Origin of the sequence: Pseudomonas peli, assembly GCF_900099645.1 — a bacterium.
Lineage (GTDB): Bacteria > Pseudomonadota > Gammaproteobacteria > Pseudomonadales > Pseudomonadaceae > Aquipseudomonas > Aquipseudomonas peli.
Map to the genome: position 1 here is coordinate 1 of NZ_FMTL01000007.1, position 15,525 is coordinate 15,525.

A 15,525-nucleotide genomic window follows, 5' to 3' on the forward strand; every position below is an offset into this window, starting at 1 on the left:
GTTCAAAATCACTTGGGCATTTCGTTGAGATGGGCGGCTGAGTATTCTTAATAGCCGCTTTTCCCTGCTCGGATGTGATCGACCGCTTCTGGCCGACAGATGCCGGTCATGACGAGCATCTGTCGGTAAATTTATGCGGTTTCAGTGGTCCTCACCATTTTTCACGGTATGGACGCACTTCGGAGATAAAGGTCCAGGCATCCTTAGGCTGATGTGCCAAGTGAAAGACTTCAGCGGCGATGCTATTGGGTTGGATGAAGAAATCATCCGGTGCTTTGTTATACATCTCGCGGGCCCAAGGCACATCGATTACGGCATCGATGACAAGGTAAGCAACGTGGATACCCTTGGGTCCCAGATCCCTGGCCAGCGATTCGGCGAGAATACGTTGTGCGGCCTTGGTGGGTGCGAACCCAGCAAAGTTTGGTGAACCCCTCAGCGCAGAAGTGTTGCCCGTGACGATGATGGCTCCTTCACCTGCCTCGATCATTGCCGGTGCCACCATTTGTGCCAGGTTCAACAGCGCCATGGTGTTGATTTCGAAGTTGCGGCGCAGGGTGTTCGGGTCGGTCTCAAGGAAGGGGGCAAAAGAGCCTCCTACCGCGTTGTGCACTATCACTTGGGGCGCGCCAATCTGCTCAACCACCTGTTTAAGCGCGGTGACGTCAGTGACATCGCAGGGCATTGCAAATGCACCTGGCACTTCGGCTTCAAGCTCGGCCAGACGAGCAGTGTCCCGAGCGATCATCGCAACGCGATATCCGCCTGCGGCAAAACGACGAACCAGGGATGAACCCACACCTGGGCCTACACCAGTAATCAGTGCCAAAGGTTGCTGAGTAGATGTAGTCATTATGGTTACGCTCCTGCCAACTGTTCGCGAACAAAATCGAGTCGATCATTGCCAAAGAACAGACTCTCGCCGAGCAAAAAGCTCGGCGCGCCAAAGACGCCGCGCTCGGCAGCTTCCCGGTTGTTTTTTTCAAGCTGCTCAATGGTTTCCGATGCATCGATCAGATCAGCCAGGCTCGCCGTTTCGATACCTGCCGCTGCAAGCGCGTCGAGCACTTCGGCGGTAGTAGTCAGGGTCTGCCCGTCCCGCCAGCAGGCATTGAACAGCGCAGTGGTGATCTGCCATGCGACCTCACTGGACGGCGCAGCAAGTACGGCTCGCGCACAGGCGGCGTTGTTCATGGCGCGCATATCCGGACGCTTGAGCGCGACGCCATAGCGGCGTGCCCAGCGCGCGAGATCGGCAGCTGCATAGCGACCTTTCGCAGAGCAGGTGACAGTGGTTGGCGTATTGCCAACGGCATTCATAACGCTCAGAACATGCATGGGGCGTAGGCTGATATCCGCCGGTAGGCTTTCCAACTGGCTGTACGCCAGATAGCTGTAAGGGCTGACGAAATCAAAGAAAAACTCAACGGTTTGCTTCATGTGCGAGCTCCTGTGCGTGGTGCGTAAGAGCGCGAGTCTTTCGATCCGCGCCTGGTCCGGGTTCCAACTGAATGCGCTGCCGGGAATATTTGCGGCCATCCAGTGTTTGCAGTGGCTTAGTCATTGAGTTGCAGGCTTTTACGGATACCGGCATCGAGAATCCCTGCCGGGGCAAAAGTGCGCAGCAAGCTCAGACGGCCAGCAGCGACACCAGCGGTGTAGCGCAGCTTGGGGCGCGCGGCGCTGGCAGCTTTTACGACGACCTTGGCCACAGCGTCCGGATCATCGGCACTGGCCATCGATTGGCTAAACACCTTGGCGAGGCCCGCACGGACAATGCGGTACTCGTCGAGCGGAGCGTCGGGTTCGATGGTGTTCGCTTCGAATGCGGTCTTGGTAAAGGCCGGTTCGATGACCGCAACGCGGATGCCGCGCGTGCGCAGTTCGTGATCAAGGGCTTCCGAATAGCCCTCTACGGCGTGTTTGCTGGCGGCATACAACGCGATGTAAGGCATGGGCACGACGCCCAGAATCGAGCCGATATTGATAATCCGGCCACTGCCTTGGCGGCGCATATGCGGGACCACGGCGCGGGTCATGCGCACGATGCCAAAGAAGTTCGTGTCGAAGAGCGCCTGGGCCTGTTCGATTGAGCTTTCTTCTGCGCCAGCAGGGGCAATGCCGAAACCGGCATTGTTCACCAGCAGATCGATACGTCCTTCAAGCCGAATCAATTCGCTGACCGCCGCCGATACGGACGCATCATCCGTGACATCGAGAGCCAGCATGGTGACGGCACTTTGCGCAGCCTGGGTTCCGCGCCGGCTGGTGCCATAAACCTTGTAGCCGGCCTGCGCCAGCCGCTTGGCCGTGGCTTCGCCAATGCCGGATGAAGCGCCGGTGACCAGCGCAATAGGGGTGTTGGAAGTCATGGCAGTACCTTCTGAATGAGCTATTCCGGCAACCGCTCGGCGAACAGTTGCGATCAGGGTTGTTGCTGAATGCGCGGCTTAATTGCGCGCACGCAGGCGTCGGGTGCGATAAGTGCCCCAGCTGCTCACGGCCAGCGACTTGACGAACGCCAGCAGGCCGCTTTCGTTGGCGCGCGGCTCACCGCCCTTGGCGATTCGCTTGAGTTGCAGGGAGTACCAGAGAATCTCCATCAGCCCCATGCGGTCGACCGGCTTGATGCCTGTCTTGATGGTACGCACCTGATGTGCGCTGTCCTTACCCCTCAGTAGAGAGGCCGGTGCGTCAGGGTCGATCGCCAGCAGCCGCGCTAGGCCAATGACATCCACTGCGCCGGAAGCCAGCGCGGCATTCATGCCGGCAGCACTGCGGAAACCGCCGGTGAGCATCAGCGGGACTTGCACCACAGCGCGGACTTTTTCGGCGAATTCAAGGAAATAGGCCTCGCGCGCCACGCTGGAGGCTTTCTTTTGCTCCTGGAGGGCGCCGCTCATAGCTGGGGCTTCGTAGGTGCCACCTGATATCTCGATCAGATCGATGCCGGCATCGACCAGTGCCTGAATCGTTGCCAGCGACTCTTCTTCGGTAAAGCCGCCGTGCTGGAAATCTGCGGAGTTGAGCTTGATCGCCACCGGGAAGTCGGCACCTACCTGACGACGAATCTCGGCGTAGACGGCCAGCAGGAAGCGGCGGCGGTTCTCCGGCGAACCGCCCCATTGATCCGTGCGCTGGTTGTGGTGCGGCGAGAGGAACTGGTTGATTAGGTAGCCATGCGCGCCATGGATTTCGATACCGCTGAAACCGGCTTTCTTGCAGATGGCCGCACTACGGCCGAAGCGTTCGATGATGTCCTGAATTTCTGCATGAGTGGCTTCTTCAGGCGTCTCGAAAAACGCCGCCATGTCCTCGCGAAACGGCACCGCCGATGGCGCGATATTGCGTGCGTTCAGGCCTTTGGTTGACTGCTTGCCGGGGTGGTTGAGCTGCACCCAGATGGCCGCGCCCTGATCGGTGGCGGCGCGCGCCCACTGTTGCAGGACAGGCAGATCCGCTTCGTCCTCGATCACCACGTTGCCCGGTTCACCCAGTGCCCGGCGATCGATCATCACGTTACCAGTTAGGATCAGGCCGATGCCGGATGCGGCCCAACGCCGGTAAAGCGTGACCAGCCCCAGGGTCGCACGGTTGTCATAGGTGCCCAACGCCTCGCTCATGGATGCCTTGGCCAGACGATTACGCAACAGGCTGCCGTTAGGCAGGCGCAGCTGCTGCGCCAGGGAGTTTGTGTTGAGCGAAGTAGATTGGGACATATGAGGGTTACCTTAAAATGAGATGAGCAAGTCTCTTTGTCTGTAGGGCATCGGAATTGCCTGCGGAGCGACATCTGACACTGGCGGGGTTTATGATGATGGTCATAATCAAAATGGTCAAGGGTTTTGATTATGACCAACATCAATGTATTCTTGCTGAGCTGATAACGGCACAAAGAGGAGCCGGAATGAAGGTTACAAAGGCGCAGGTAGAGGCAAATCGGGCCCACATAGTCGAAACGGCCTGCAGGCTATTTCGAGGGCGCGGTTACGACGGTGTAGGCGTGGCGGAGCTGATGGCGACTGCCGGCCTCACCCATGGTGGGTTCTACCGGCACTTCGCTTCCAAGGCGGAGCTGATGGCCGAAGCGGCCGCCTGTGGGGTGGCCAAGACCACGTCGCTGCTGGATGGAGTGAATATGGCCGACTTTATTGGCCACTACCTCTCGCGTGAGCATCGCGACGACCGCAGTGGCGGTTGCACACTAGCCGCGCTGAGCGGTGACGCGGCGCGGCAGCCCGATGCGATCAAGGCGACGTTCGCCACGGGACTCGAAAATATGCTGGCCGACCTGCTTGATGCAGGGAGCGCCCGCAGCGAAGAGGCGCAGCGGCACGCGCGGGCCCGGATGATTGAAACCATTGCTCATGCGTTGGGCGCCCTGGTGTTGTCGCGAGCCTGTCCTGATGATTCGCCGCTGGCAGATGAAATTCTGAAGACCTGCCGCACAGCGATTCTTGACTCGATAACGACTGGGTAACGCCTTCAGATCAAGTTTATGCATCGTTTCAGGGGCGATATTTCGGCACGCCTAATTCTGTTGCGTTATCGCCTGCTCAGATCAAGGCAGTCCTGGTGCGGCTGATTGAATTTCCTTTCATGAGACTTAAAGTCGGATCGAGTACCGAGCCACCCCTGATTTTGTAGGCGCTCAATGGCTGCTACTGGCCGGTTTCTGCCTGTGGCTACCAGTAGCACTGGTTGCCAGCTATGCCGCTATCGTCCATGCGATACGGTAGTCATATCGCAGATTTTGGGCCCCAATCTTGAGTAGCAGAGCTCCTGGCATCGGCTTGCTACACATCGGGCCGGCCCAGAAAAGGTGAGTCAGGGGCTGGCTGCGATATCCCGGATAGACCAGCAAGGATTTGGGCTGTGCTGGTCCCGGGAATGGAGGTGAAGAAGGTGTTATGGCCGCTTCATGTCGCGGCTGGCCTCATTCTGAATTGTGTCAGTGGAGCCGATCAGGCGTCGGATAGAAGCCCTGAGGTAGAAATGCCTGATAGTCCACCAGGGATTGGTATCCACCTGGCTGGAACGAGGCGATGACGTAGAAGCTTCCTGTGTATGTATGCAATACCCAGAACTCTCCCTCCAGTTCGATACGCAGGATGTCTGAGGTGCGAATCAGACGCCCATCGGTAAATCGCCCCCCGAGCGGATCAGCCCTGACATGTCGATGCGTTACTCCCAGGCAGCAGCATACCGCGATATGGGCGTCAGTGAGATAGGCCGTGACCGGTTTGCTGAAAGGGTATGCCTGCGCCTTGAGCAGCTTCTGCATATTCTCGGGGGAAACTGGGCGCATTGCTGCTCCTTACAGACCAATGATCAACTTTGGGTTGAAGCCGTGTGCTCTCCGGGATACTTCATGGCTTATATCAAGCATGAAATGGTATCGGCGCTGGCAGGCTTACGAGTACCGGGCCCCAGTAGCAGGTACACAGAATTGAGCGTTCTGAAATGAAATCCCTCACTGAACTGATGCAGTAGCGAAGTCCTCACGAAGTCGCCGACATCCCATCTTCGCTCGCTGTCGAAGATAACCTGGTGCGCATAGATCAAAGCCGGCTGGCGTTGTGTCTTCTCCAGGGCATGCCGTTGTGCGTCTGTGGTCTCTATATCGAGCCACATCCAGTCACGCACTAGGCAAAAATTTCCATTGGGGAAGTTTTTTCGGGCATAGCGGAGTGCTTCTTCGTCGGACATGGAGCAGCCGGGCAGAGGTACCCCTGTAACCTGTAAAAGCCCAATCAAGGCGCTGAGGTCAGTCATCTCTTGAACCCCAGCCGTAGGTGTAAGGGAAGTTGGGATCCAGTCGCGCGATTTGTAGCGCGCTTGTCAGGGCTTCTGCATCGGCGAGGCCTGCGCGCCCTGAGCCTTTTCCGATTGTCGTGACTAGATGCTCCATGATTAGCTCCAGTCTCTCGGTGGCAGTCCTGAAACTAAACCGCTCCATGTTGGCAATGACGTTGCACAGCAGATCAATTGCCTGCGGCAATTGATTTACCGAGACGGTACCGAAGCTACCCCCAAAAGCTGTCGTGAATTCCCGCTCCATCCTTGCGACCCGCGTAATTTGCCCGTTGGGGGCCCCGTGCATGCTCTGCCAGAGCGTTATTGCGTTCAGGACTTCTTGGGGCGTGGGAGTTAAGAACTCTTTTGGACGTTTGGTCGTCATGATGGCTGCCCTTAATTAGAGCGCCAGTTGGCGGTTTTTCTGAAGCGAGGAGAGCATTTTCCTGAGAGTGTGAGCCATCTGATCTTGTTTCTTGGACAGCTGTAGTGCTCTTCGCAGATCAGCATTTTTCTCCAGCAGCTGTGCGGTGTCGTGATCGGCCCTGCTCCATGCAGAGCGATACTTGTTCAAGTACTCAATGGCTGCGGGCCTGCTATTCGGGCAAAGTTGATCCAGGATGTGATCAATGAAGTCTGGAGTCAGACGTAGCGGCAAGTAGTAGAGCGAGCCCCCAGCTTCCTGTGCCTCCTCAACACGGAGTTCGTCCCCAAACTCTGTGATCGCAAGCTCTGCCAGGGACGCTTGTGCACCGAACAACTGAAGCAGTGATTTCAGCTCCACGCGGAGTTGCAGCGATTCCATGTTCATCTTGAGCTGAATCTTGCCGCCTGCAGGTGTGGTTTCTGTCGTGGTGATCATGGGCTTCTCCAGAAATTTGAAAATCTGATTTGTGTTTATTGACAGTGGTCTGTCGGTGGTGGTAGCGAAACAAGGTAATGCTATGCCGTCACGATATGTCGCGTCAAAGGTGGCTTGATACTTCCTTTTCTGGGCGCGATAGATGAGCTACGAAAAGGTGCTGGGCGAGGTAGTCAGAGATGTGAGGCTTCGGGCTGGCCTCACGCATGAAGCTTGTGCTGAAGTCGTCAACGCTACCCACTTACGCCAGATCGAAAAGGGGCTGGCCGCAGTCAGAATTGATACGCTGGTAGCCCTATGTGGAGTACTGGGTGTATCACCAAGCCAACTGCTTTTGGTTGCTGAGGCGCGTTCGGCTGGTCAGGAGGTTGAAGAGCACCTGGGCGCGAACAGCAAGCAAATTCGGTGCGGGGCGTTTCGAACCTGTCACCTCAAAAGATGCAGCGAGAGGAATTCGCGGGCAGAAGGCTGATGCGACTCGCGATGAGACTCGTCGATTGCAGGCCGAAGGCCTATCTAAAGCTGATATCGCACGTCAGTTAGGCGTCACGGTGAGGACCGTCGAGCGTTATTGGGTCAAGCCTGTCACTCAGAAGTGACTAGGCGGCATCTAAATTGGAGTTCACATCTTATGCGACATAGTACGTCTGTTGCAGCGGGGCCGTGCGACAGCTCAAGTGAGGCAGATGTGGTACGGCAATACTCACTGTGTGTCCCGCTTCCGGCAATACGCAGCTCCTTTCTCCGGCCTGAACACCTAATCCCGTACCCGTTTGGGAGGTAGCACAAGCCCAATGGAGTGCTGCCTGGGTGTCAATCTGCGAGCTAAAGCGCTCGTCGCGTTCCGTAGCAGCAAAAATGAAACGGTACGCAAAACGGTACGCAAATTTTTTATCGAGCCCATAAACGACAAAAGGCCAGCGCGATGGCTGACCTAAGTCGTTGTTTCATATGGTGGGCCCACACGGACTCGAACCGTGGACCAAAGGATTATGAGTCCTCTGCTCTAACCAACTGAGCTATGGGCCCTCAGAGGCGGGCGGATTATACCGGTGCCTTCTCGGCAGCGCCAACCGAATGGCGCGGGGTGAGGAAGTTTTGTGCGAAGGCGTCCGCATGGATCGCGCGGCTTACAACGAAACCTTGGATTTGCTCGCACCCTTCGGCAGCGAGGAACAGTTCCTGGGCTTTGGTTTCCACCCCTTCGGCGATTACGGTCAGTTGCATGCTACGGCCCAGCGCCATGATGGCGCGCACAATGGCAACGTCATTGCTGTCGTTGGGCAGGCCGCGCACGAAGGATTGGTCGATTTTCAGGGTGTCGACCGGCAAGCGCTTTAGGTAGCTGAGCGAGGAGTAGCCGGTGCCGAAGTCGTCGATGGCCAGCTGGATGCCCAGGCTTTTCAGCTGATGCAGCAGGTTCAGCGCTTCTTCGGCTTGGTTCATGATGAAGCTTTCGGTGATTTCCAGTTGCAGCAGTTCGGGGGCCAGGTTGTGGTCTTCCAGCAGGCTAGAGATGCGTGTCAGCAGGTGTGGTTGGCGCAGTTGAACGCCAGTCAGGTTGACCGACAGCGGGCCGAACGGTGCGTGATGTTGTTGCCATTGCTGCATTTGCCAGCAGGCCCGGCGCAGTACCCAGTCACCGAGGGCGATGATCAGGCCGGTTTCTTCGGCCAGGGGTATAAAGCGGTCCGGCGGGATCTCACCAAAAATCGGGTGGTGCCAGCGCAGCAGGGCTTCGGCGCCGATCAGGCGGTTGGTACTCAGGCTACGTTTAGGCTGGTAGTAAAGCTGCAGTTGTTCCAGTTCGATGGCACGGCGTAATTCGCGCTCAAGGGCCATGCGTTCGGTGGCCTGGAAGGTCAGGTCGCGGGTGTAGCGCTCCACGCGGTTGCGGCCGCGCGCCTTGGAGCGGTACATGGCGGCGTCGGCATTTTTCACCAGGGTGGCGACATCTTCTCCGTCGTCGGGGTAGCGGCTGATGCCAATACTGGCGCTAATAAACAGCTCTTGTTCGTCGAACCGGAAGGGCAAGCTGAAGCACTCGAGTAGCTTGTGCGCGACCCGCTCGGCGTCCTCTGCGTGCTGCAGGCCCGGCAGCAGGATGATGAATTCATCACCGCCCAGGCGAGCCACCGTATCGATATCACGCAGGTGGGTTTTCAAGCGTTCGGCAATGCTCCTGAGCAGTTGGTCGCCGACCGGGTGGCCAAGGCTGTCGTTGATGTTTTTGAAGCGGTCGAGGTCAATAAACAGCACTGCGCCCATGCGTTTGTCGACGCGGGCATCTTCAAGGGCGGCGCGTAGGCGCGCGTCGAACAGCATGCGGTTGGGCAGATCGGTCAGCGGGTCATGGTGGGCCTGGTGGTCGAGGCTGGCCTGGGCATGTTTGAGTGAACTGATGTCGGCGAAGACGCCGACAAAGTGGGTGATGTGCTCATTGCTGTCGCGTACCGCGCTGATGGTCAGCCACTCGGGGAAGAGCTCACCATTCTTGCGTTTATTCCAGATTTCACCCTGCCAATGCCCAGAGGCGCTGAGGTTGTGCCACATTGCGGCGTAGAAGGCGCTGTCGTGGTTGCCGGAGGCGAGCAGGCGCGGCGACTGGCCGAGGGCTTCGGCCTCGCTGTAGCCGGTAATGGTGGTGAAAGCGCGATTGACCGCAGTAATGCGTTGCTGCAGGTCGGTGATCATCACGCCTTCGGCCGTGCTTTCGAAAACCGTAGCGGCCTGCTTGAGGTTTTCCTGCATTTGCTCGCGCTCGGTGATGTCGCGCGCGATGGTCAGCATGCAGGTGTCGCCTTCAATGGGAATCGGCTGCACCGACATCTCGCAGGTGCGCAGCGAGCCGTTGCGGGTGCGAATAAGCGCGCGGAAGTCGCGGACCGATCCGTGCCGTTGCACGTGCTCGAACATCCGTGTGCGGTCATCCGGGTTGTCCCAAATGCCCAGTTGCAGGGTCGAGCTGTCGGTTGCCTCGTTCATGCTGTAGCCGGTGATGCGGCTGAAGCCTTCGTTGACATCGAGCAACTGGCCGTCGCTTAAGCGGGTGATCAACAGACCATCTGGTGAGGCATGGAAGGCTTTGGCGAATTTGTCTTCGGAGAGTTTCAGACGCTGTTGGGTGTCTTTCAGTTCGCTGATGTCGCGTACGGCCACGACCAGCGTAGTGGTGTCATCCACGGTGACCGGTTGCGCGGAGATGAGTGCAGTGAACTGGCTGCCGTTGCGTCGGCGAAAGGCGCTCTCGATGTTGTGCACGTTGCCTTGGCGCAGCATGTCCAGAATGCGCGGGCCGATGCCTTGCTCGCTCCACAGACCGAGCTCCGAACTAGTATGGCCGACGGCCTCGACGGCGCTGATGCCGAACTGTTGTTCGAAGGTTTTGTTGACGGCGAGCAGGCGGCCGTCGTGCTGATTGAGCAGGGCGATGATGTCCGGGCAGTTGTGGAAGACCGAGGCAAACTTCTGCTCCGAGAGGGCCAGGGCCTGCTCGGTGCGTTTGGTTTCCGTGATGTCGATCAGCAGGCCACGCAGCGTCTGGCTGCCATCTAGGGGTGACAGCGTGACAATGTCGCGCACCCAAACTTCACGGCCGTCGGCAGCGAGCATGCGGTAATCCATGCTGTGGTCACGCCCAGCTTGGGTTTCGCTGCGGCAATAGTCGATTGCGCAGCGTGCATCGTCGGGGTGCAAGACGCGCTCGACAAAACCAGGCGTTAGCCAATCGTGCGCGGGGTAGCCGAGGAGTTTTTCCGCCTGGGGAGCAACGTAGGTGTAGCGAAGGTTGCTAGGGTCCATCTGCCAGGCGACTGCGTTGAGGCTTTCCACCAGGCCACGGTAATGCTGCTCGCTGTTGCGTAGTTCGTTTTCCAGCTGTTCGCGGTTGTGCATTTCACTGCGCAACCGATGGTTGATGCGCAGGATGCTGAAGATGATCAGCAGGGCTGCCAGCAGGCCTGGAAGGCCAAACAGCAGTAGGCTGCGCCAGAATGGTCGAGAGTCGAGTGGATCACTCACCCAGCGCTGCTGAATTTCGGCGATTTCACTAGGTGTGAGTTCGGCCAGCAGTTTGTCGAGTATCCCGGCCAGGATGGCTTGATCCTTGGGTACGGCCATGGCCAGTTGGTAGCGGAGTGGGGTTTGGCCGCTGATGACAATGCCGTCGAGCTTAAGTTGGCGAAGGTGCCAGATGCTGGAGGCGAGGTCACCGACCATGGCATCGGCCTGTCCGGAGGCCAGTGCTTGTAAGGCAGCGGCTACGCTGGGGCGTGGCCAGAGGCGCAGCTCGGGGTGTTTGTCGCGCAGCAGTTCGTGGGTGGCGTAACTGTCGACCACGGCCACACGCAGCCCTCGTAGGTCACGGATTTTGCTGGGTTGCGGACCTTGTTCCTGGCTCAAGATGACAATCGGGAAGTCGAGGTAGGGGCGTGTGAACGTCAGATACTGCTCGCGCTCGGGGGTGGCCATCAGGCTGGGCAGCAGGTGCAGCTTGCCGGTTCGAGCATCGGCCAGCACTTCGCTCCAGTTCTGCGCGGGAGCCGGGCGTAGGGTAATGGCCAGGCGCTGTTCGATCAGCCGAACATAGTCGGCGGCGAGTCCCTGGTACTGTTCGTCACCGTTGATGAACTCGTAAGGCGGCCAGTCACGGTCCACGCCCAGGCTCAGTTGCGGATTTTCAGCCAGCCAGGCCTGTTCTGTGGGCGTCAGTTCAAGGCTGAGGACGGGCGCAGCCCAGCATGCCAAACACAACAGGAGGGTGGCTGCAACACGCGGCATGGATGGGCTCGTTCGCTGGGCAATAAGCAAAAGTGTAGACCTGCCTGGCAAGCCTTGGTAGTTGCCCAGAATGCAAAACCCCCGGCAGGGCCGGGGGTTTTGGTGTTACTCGTCGAGGAAGGAGCGCAGATGCTCGCTTCTCGTCGGGTGGCGCAGCTTGCGCAGCGCCTTGGCTTCGATCTGACGAATCCGCTCGCGGGTTACATCGAACTGCTTACCGACTTCCTCAAGGGTGTGATCGGTATTCATGTCGATGCCGAAGCGCATGCGCAGTACTTTGGCTTCACGCGCGGTGAGGCCGGAGAGTACTTCGCGGGTCGCTTCTTTAAGGCTCTCAACGGTGGCGACATCGATTGGCGACTGCATGGTCGAGTCTTCGATGAAGTCACCTAGATGAGAGTCTTCGTCATCACCGATTGGGGTTTCCATGGAGATCGGCTCTTTAGCGATCTTCAGTACCTTGCGGATCTTGTCCTCAGGCATTTCCATGCGCTCACCCAGCTCTTCCGGGGTCGGTTCACGACCCATTTCCTGCAGCATCTGCCGGGAAATACGGTTGAGCTTGTTGATTGTCTCTATCATGTGCACCGGGATGCGGATGGTCCGCGCCTGGTCAGCAATCGAGCGGGTGATCGCCTGGCGAATCCACCAGGTGGCGTAAGTCGAGAACTTGTAACCGCGACGGTATTCGAACTTGTCCACCGCTTTCATCAGGCCGATGTTGCCTTCCTGAATCAGGTCGAGGAACTGCAGACCGCGGTTGGTGTACTTCTTGGCAATCGAGATCACCAGGCGCAAGTTCGCTTCAACCATCTCTTTCTTCGCGCGACGGGCCTTGGCCTCGCCGATCGACATGCGACGGTTGATATCCTTGATTTCAGCCAGGGTCAGTTCGCACTCGGCTTCCAGTGCAGTCAGCTTCTGCTGGCAGCGCTGGATGTCAGCTTGCACATTGCCAATGGCTTCGGCGTATTTAGCCTTGCCTTTGGCCAGGCCAACGGACCACTCGGCATCGATTTCATTGCCAGGGAACAGCTTGAGGAAATCGGCGCGCGGCATACGTGCATCACGCACGCAGAGTTGCATGATGGCGCGTTCCTGAGCGCGCAGGCGCTCCAGGGAGCTGCGTACGCGGACAACCAGAGCGTCGTACTGTTTAGGTACCAGCTTGATCGGCATGAACAGCTCGGCCATTTCTTTCAGCGCGGCAGTGCCTTGCTTGCTGTTACGGCCATGCTTTTTCAGGGCTTTCTTGGCGAGTTCCAGGGCGTCACCGATCGCGGTGAAACGGCGCAGAGCCTCTTCAGGGTCCGGGCCGCCATCGCCTTCTTCTTCCTCGTCATCGCTGGCTTCGGCGTCGTCGTCGTCAGTCTCTTCGGCGGCATCGCCGTCTTTAACTGGAACAGGCGCAGCCGCTTCAGCGGGAACAATGCCGTCATCCGGATCGATATAGCCGCTGAGGACTTCAACCAGGCGACCACCATCGGTGGTGACACGGGTGTACTCGGCCAGAATGCTGTCGACAGTGCCGGGGAAATGGGCGATAGCTCCCATGACTTCACGGATGCCTTCCTCGATGCGTTTGGCGATTTCGATCTCGCCTTCGCGGGTCAGCAGTTCCACGGTGCCCATTTCACGCATGTACATGCGCACTGGGTCCGTCGTGCGGCCGATATCGGTCTCCACCGCTGCCAGCGCTGCAGCTGCTTCTTCAGCGGCTGCCTCGTCGGTATCGGCGTCGGCCAACATAAGGGCGTCCGCATCCGGAGCACTCTCGTGTACGGGGATCCCCATGTCGTTAATCATGCGGATGATGTCTTCCACCTGCTCCGGATCAGAAATATCTTCCGGTAGGTGGTCGTTGACCTCTGCGTAAGTCAGATACTTCTGCTCACGACCCAGGGTGATCAACTCTTTGATACGAGACTGCTGTTGCGCTTTTCCGGACATAACACCCTATCCACTGAAGGTCTTGGCGGGCAAAAAACAAGCCGCGGATTATACCCGAGTAACACCCCTAAGCGCCAGTTGAGCTCGGGATTACCGGTGATGCATTACGGCTCAGCAAGCTGCGCAGCTGGTCTTTCTCTTCTGCGCTCAACTCGCTTTGACGGGCTTTGCGCAGCAAATGTTCCAGGCTGCGCTCGCGTTGGCGGGCTACTAGACTAGTTATAGTGTCGAAAAACTGTTGTTCAAGGTTGTCGGCTGAAATCAGCCATTCCTTTTCTGCCAAGGCGCGCAATAGGCGGCCCTGTTCGGTGCCGTGCCAGCGTGCGATCAGTTGCAGTGATCGCAGGTTGGGGCTTTTCTGCAGGGCGCCAAGCAGGGCGACCAGCAGCTGGGCGTAAGTGTCGTCTTCGGCGGCGAAGTGGCTGACATCTTCGACTTTCTGCGCCAGTTGCGGGTGATGCAGCAGGGTGCGCAGGGCGCTCAGGTGCGGCGATTCGACGCTGACGGCAGTGCGTGGTGCGCGTGGAGCGAACTCACCCTGGCCCTTCTTGCTCCACTTGCCGCCATCTTTCTTCCAGTTGCCCTTGCCTTTATTGCGTTCAAATTCCGGCGCAGGGCTGGGGTTTTCGTATTCGTTGCGGCTTGGCTCGACATCGTAATAGGCGCTGTCGGGAATCTCGGGGTAATCCGGGTAGTCACTTGATGGCGCGCTGCTCTGGCTCGACTGGCTGCTGCGGGCGGTTGGCGCCATTTGCTGCAGGGCTTCGCCGGACAAGCCGGTAATTTCGCTCAGGCGCTGGCGCATCAGGGCGCGCAGGTTGTTGCCGGGGATCTTGTCGATCAGTGGCGCGGCCAGGGTCATCAGGTGCGCCTTGCCTTCCAGTGAGCGCGGGTCGGCCTCTTCGCTCAGCTGCTGGAAGAAGTAGTCGGCCAGCGGTTGGGCGTGCTGGTTGATCCGTGCGCGGAAGGCGTCAGTGCCTTCGCTGCGTACCAGGGTGTCCGGGTCTTCGCCGTCAGGCAGAAACAGAAAGCGCGCGCGGCGCCCGTCCTGCAGGCTCGACAAGGTCGCCTCCAGGGCGCGCCAGGCGGCGTTGCGGCCGGCTGCGTCGCCGTCGAAGCAGAACAATACGCTCGGCACGACGCGAAACAGGCGCTTGAGGTGTTCTTCGCTGGTGGCGGTGCCGAGGGTGGCGACGGCGTTGCGCAGGCCTTGCTGGGCCAGGGCGATGACGTCCATGTAGCCTTCGACCACCATGATCTCGTCGAGATCGCGGTTGTGCTTGCGTGCCTCGAACAGGCCGTAAAGCTCCTGGCCTTTGTGGAATACCGGGGTTTCCGGGGAGTTCAGATATTTCGGTTTTTCGTCACCCAGCACCCGGCCGCCGAAGGCAATCACTCGGCCGCGGCTGTCGCGGATCGGGAACATGATGCGGTCGCGGAAGCGGTCATAACGTTTGCCGCTTTCGGCATTCTCCACCAGCAGGCCGGCGTCAATCATCGCCTTCTGTTGCAGGCTGTCGCTGGCCAGGTGCTTGAGCAGGTTATCCCAGCCGGGCGGGGCGAAGCCCATGCCGAAGTCGCGGGCGATCTCGCCGGACAGGCCGCGGCCCTTGAGGTACTCAATCGCGGCTTTGCGCTGCGGATGGCTTTTCAGTGCCTGCTTGTAGAACTCGGCGGCAGCAGTCAGCAGCGGGTAAAGCGGTGAGTCGGTGGGTTGGCGCGGTTTGTTGTTGCGTCCGCCTTCCTCGCGAGGCACTTCCATGCCGGCGCGCTTGGCCAGGTCCTCGATTGCCTGGGGGAAGTCCAGTTGGTCGTGGTCCATGATGAAACCCAGTGCGTTGCCGCCGGCGCCGCAGCCAAAGCAGTAATAGAACTGTTTGTCCGGGCTGACGCTGAACGAGGGGGTTTTTTCTTTATGGAAGGGGCAGCAGGCGGTGTAGTTTTTGCCGGCTTTTTTCAGCTGGATGCGCGAGGCGACCACGTCGACGATGTCGGTGCGGTTGAGCAGATCATCGATAAAAGACTGTGGGATCAGGCCGGCCATAGGCGCTCAGAATACTGTCATGCGCTGGGGCAGAACAGGGTGGGGCAAAAACTAAAAGACTCCGATCGTCACCCGGGGGTGGCGCGGAGTCTAA

General features: G+C 58.7%; 14 protein-coding genes and 1 tRNA gene. 3 read left to right on the forward strand and 12 right to left on the reverse strand.

All coding sequences use genetic code 11. From position 1 onward, the window contains the following. Positions 1–151 precede the first annotated feature (151 nt). From BLO50_RS19990 to BLO50_RS20005, 4 genes are all read right to left on the reverse strand, one after another. Complete coding sequence (locus tag BLO50_RS19990) at positions 152–853, reverse strand: SDR family NAD(P)-dependent oxidoreductase (protein WP_090256049.1); 702 nt, start codon at positions 851–853, stop codon at positions 152–154. A 5-nt stretch (positions 854–858) separates the two neighbouring features. Further along, positions 859–1,539: a 2-hydroxychromene-2-carboxylate isomerase gene (locus BLO50_RS19995; RefSeq protein WP_090256050.1), complete on the reverse strand. Its 681-nt coding sequence runs from the start codon at positions 1,537–1,539 to the stop codon at positions 859–861. A gap of 17 nt (positions 1,540–1,556) precedes the next feature. Continuing rightward, positions 1,557–2,372: an oxidoreductase gene (locus BLO50_RS20000; RefSeq protein ID WP_090256051.1), complete on the reverse strand. Its 816-nt coding sequence runs from the start codon at positions 2,370–2,372 to the stop codon at positions 1,557–1,559. A gap of 78 nt (positions 2,373–2,450) precedes the next feature. Beyond that, a complete protein-coding gene (locus BLO50_RS20005; RefSeq protein WP_090256052.1) occupies positions 2,451–3,719 on the reverse strand; it encodes an NADH:flavin oxidoreductase/NADH oxidase family protein in 1,269 nt (422 codons plus the stop codon). A gap of 188 nt (positions 3,720–3,907) precedes the next feature. Between BLO50_RS20005 and BLO50_RS20010 the strand changes: the two genes are divergently transcribed. Continuing rightward, entirely contained in the window at positions 3,908–4,480 is a 573-nt protein-coding gene (locus tag BLO50_RS20010; RefSeq protein ID WP_090256110.1) for a TetR/AcrR family transcriptional regulator, read from the forward strand. 471 nt (positions 4,481–4,951) lie between these two features. Here BLO50_RS20010 and BLO50_RS20015 read toward each other — a convergent pair whose 3' ends face one another. The 4 genes from BLO50_RS20015 to BLO50_RS20030 all read right to left on the reverse strand — a co-directional run bounded on the left by BLO50_RS20015 (position 4,952) and on the right by BLO50_RS20030 (position 6,658). Then, the gene (locus BLO50_RS20015) at positions 4,952–5,308 is read right to left on the reverse strand and encodes a hypothetical protein (RefSeq protein WP_090256053.1); all 357 of its coding nucleotides are present in this window, start codon (positions 5,306–5,308) and stop codon (positions 4,952–4,954) included. Positions 5,309–5,376: 68 nt separating this feature from the next. Then, positions 5,377–5,709 carry a DUF6957 family protein gene (locus BLO50_RS20020; RefSeq protein ID WP_244152922.1) on the reverse strand — a complete coding sequence of 111 codons (333 nt, stop codon included), beginning with the start codon at positions 5,707–5,709 and terminating at the stop codon, positions 5,377–5,379. A gap of 58 nt (positions 5,710–5,767) precedes the next feature. Further along, positions 5,768–6,181, reverse strand: a complete 414-nt coding sequence (locus tag BLO50_RS20025; RefSeq protein WP_090256054.1) for a hypothetical protein — start codon at positions 6,179–6,181, stop codon at positions 5,768–5,770. 15 nt (positions 6,182–6,196) lie between these two features. Next, the gene (locus BLO50_RS20030; protein ID WP_090256055.1) at positions 6,197–6,658 is read right to left on the reverse strand and encodes a hypothetical protein; all 462 of its coding nucleotides are present in this window, start codon (positions 6,656–6,658) and stop codon (positions 6,197–6,199) included. Positions 6,659–6,800: 142 nt separating this feature from the next. Here BLO50_RS20030 and BLO50_RS20035 point away from each other — a divergent pair, with 142 nt between their 5' ends. Both BLO50_RS20035 and BLO50_RS22410 read left to right on the forward strand, forming a co-directional pair. Continuing rightward, on the forward strand, positions 6,801–7,130 hold the full coding sequence (locus tag BLO50_RS20035) for a helix-turn-helix domain-containing protein (RefSeq protein WP_090256056.1): 330 nt from the start codon (positions 6,801–6,803) through the stop codon (positions 7,128–7,130). Further along, complete coding sequence (locus tag BLO50_RS22410) at positions 7,027–7,257, forward strand: helix-turn-helix domain-containing protein (RefSeq protein ID WP_420875443.1); 231 nt, start codon at positions 7,027–7,029, stop codon at positions 7,255–7,257. The genes BLO50_RS20035 and BLO50_RS22410 overlap by 104 nt, the downstream gene beginning before the upstream one ends. Before the next feature lie 353 nt (positions 7,258–7,610). Here BLO50_RS22410 and BLO50_RS20040 read toward each other — a convergent pair. From BLO50_RS20040 to dnaG, 4 genes are all read right to left on the reverse strand, one after another. Then, positions 7,611–7,687 (reverse strand) — tRNA-Ile (locus BLO50_RS20040). Positions 7,688–7,702: 15 nt separating this feature from the next. Beyond that, positions 7,703–11,437 (reverse strand): bifunctional diguanylate cyclase/phosphodiesterase, encoded by a 3,735-nt coding sequence (locus tag BLO50_RS20045; RefSeq protein WP_090256057.1) that lies wholly within the window; start codon positions 11,435–11,437, stop codon positions 7,703–7,705. Positions 11,438–11,542: 105 nt separating this feature from the next. Further along, positions 11,543–13,387, reverse strand: coding sequence for an RNA polymerase sigma factor RpoD (gene rpoD, locus BLO50_RS20050; protein WP_090256058.1), 1,845 nt, complete (start codon positions 13,385–13,387; stop codon positions 11,543–11,545). A 67-nt stretch (positions 13,388–13,454) separates the two neighbouring features. After that, positions 13,455–15,431 carry a DNA primase gene (gene dnaG / locus BLO50_RS20055; protein WP_090256059.1) on the reverse strand — a complete coding sequence of 659 codons (1,977 nt, stop codon included), beginning with the start codon at positions 15,429–15,431 and terminating at the stop codon, positions 13,455–13,457. Positions 15,432–15,525 lie beyond the last annotated feature (94 nt).

Coding starts and splice junctions, on each gene's coding strand:
- BLO50_RS20025 (WP_090256054.1), bottom strand. CDS start 6,181: ATGACGACCAAACGTCCAAAAGAGTTCTTAACTCCCACGCCCCAAGAA.
- rpoD (WP_090256058.1), bottom strand. CDS start 13,387: ATGTCCGGAAAAGCGCAACAGCAGTCTCGTATCAAAGAGTTGATCACC.
- dnaG (WP_090256059.1), bottom strand. CDS start 15,431: ATGGCCGGCCTGATCCCACAGTCTTTTATCGATGATCTGCTCAACCGC.
- BLO50_RS20030 (WP_090256055.1), bottom strand. CDS start 6,658: ATGATCACCACGACAGAAACCACACCTGCAGGCGGCAAGATTCAGCTC.
- BLO50_RS20000 (WP_090256051.1), bottom strand. CDS start 2,372: ATGACTTCCAACACCCCTATTGCGCTGGTCACCGGCGCTTCATCCGGC.
- BLO50_RS20035 (WP_090256056.1), top strand. CDS start 6,801: ATGAGCTACGAAAAGGTGCTGGGCGAGGTAGTCAGAGATGTGAGGCTT.
- BLO50_RS20015 (WP_090256053.1), bottom strand. CDS start 5,308: ATGCGCCCAGTTTCCCCCGAGAATATGCAGAAGCTGCTCAAGGCGCAG.
- BLO50_RS20020 (WP_244152922.1), bottom strand. CDS start 5,709: ATGTCCGACGAAGAAGCACTCCGCTATGCCCGAAAAAACTTCCCCAAT.
- BLO50_RS20045 (WP_090256057.1), bottom strand. CDS start 11,437: ATGCCGCGTGTTGCAGCCACCCTCCTGTTGTGTTTGGCATGCTGGGCT.
- BLO50_RS19990 (WP_090256049.1), bottom strand. CDS start 853: ATGACTACATCTACTCAGCAACCTTTGGCACTGATTACTGGTGTAGGC.
- BLO50_RS20010 (WP_090256110.1), top strand. CDS start 3,908: ATGAAGGTTACAAAGGCGCAGGTAGAGGCAAATCGGGCCCACATAGTC.
- BLO50_RS19995 (WP_090256050.1), bottom strand. CDS start 1,539: ATGGCCGCAAATATTCCCGGCAGCGCATTCAGTTGGAACCCGGACCAG.
- BLO50_RS20005 (WP_090256052.1), bottom strand. CDS start 3,719: ATGTCCCAATCTACTTCGCTCAACACAAACTCCCTGGCGCAGCAGCTG.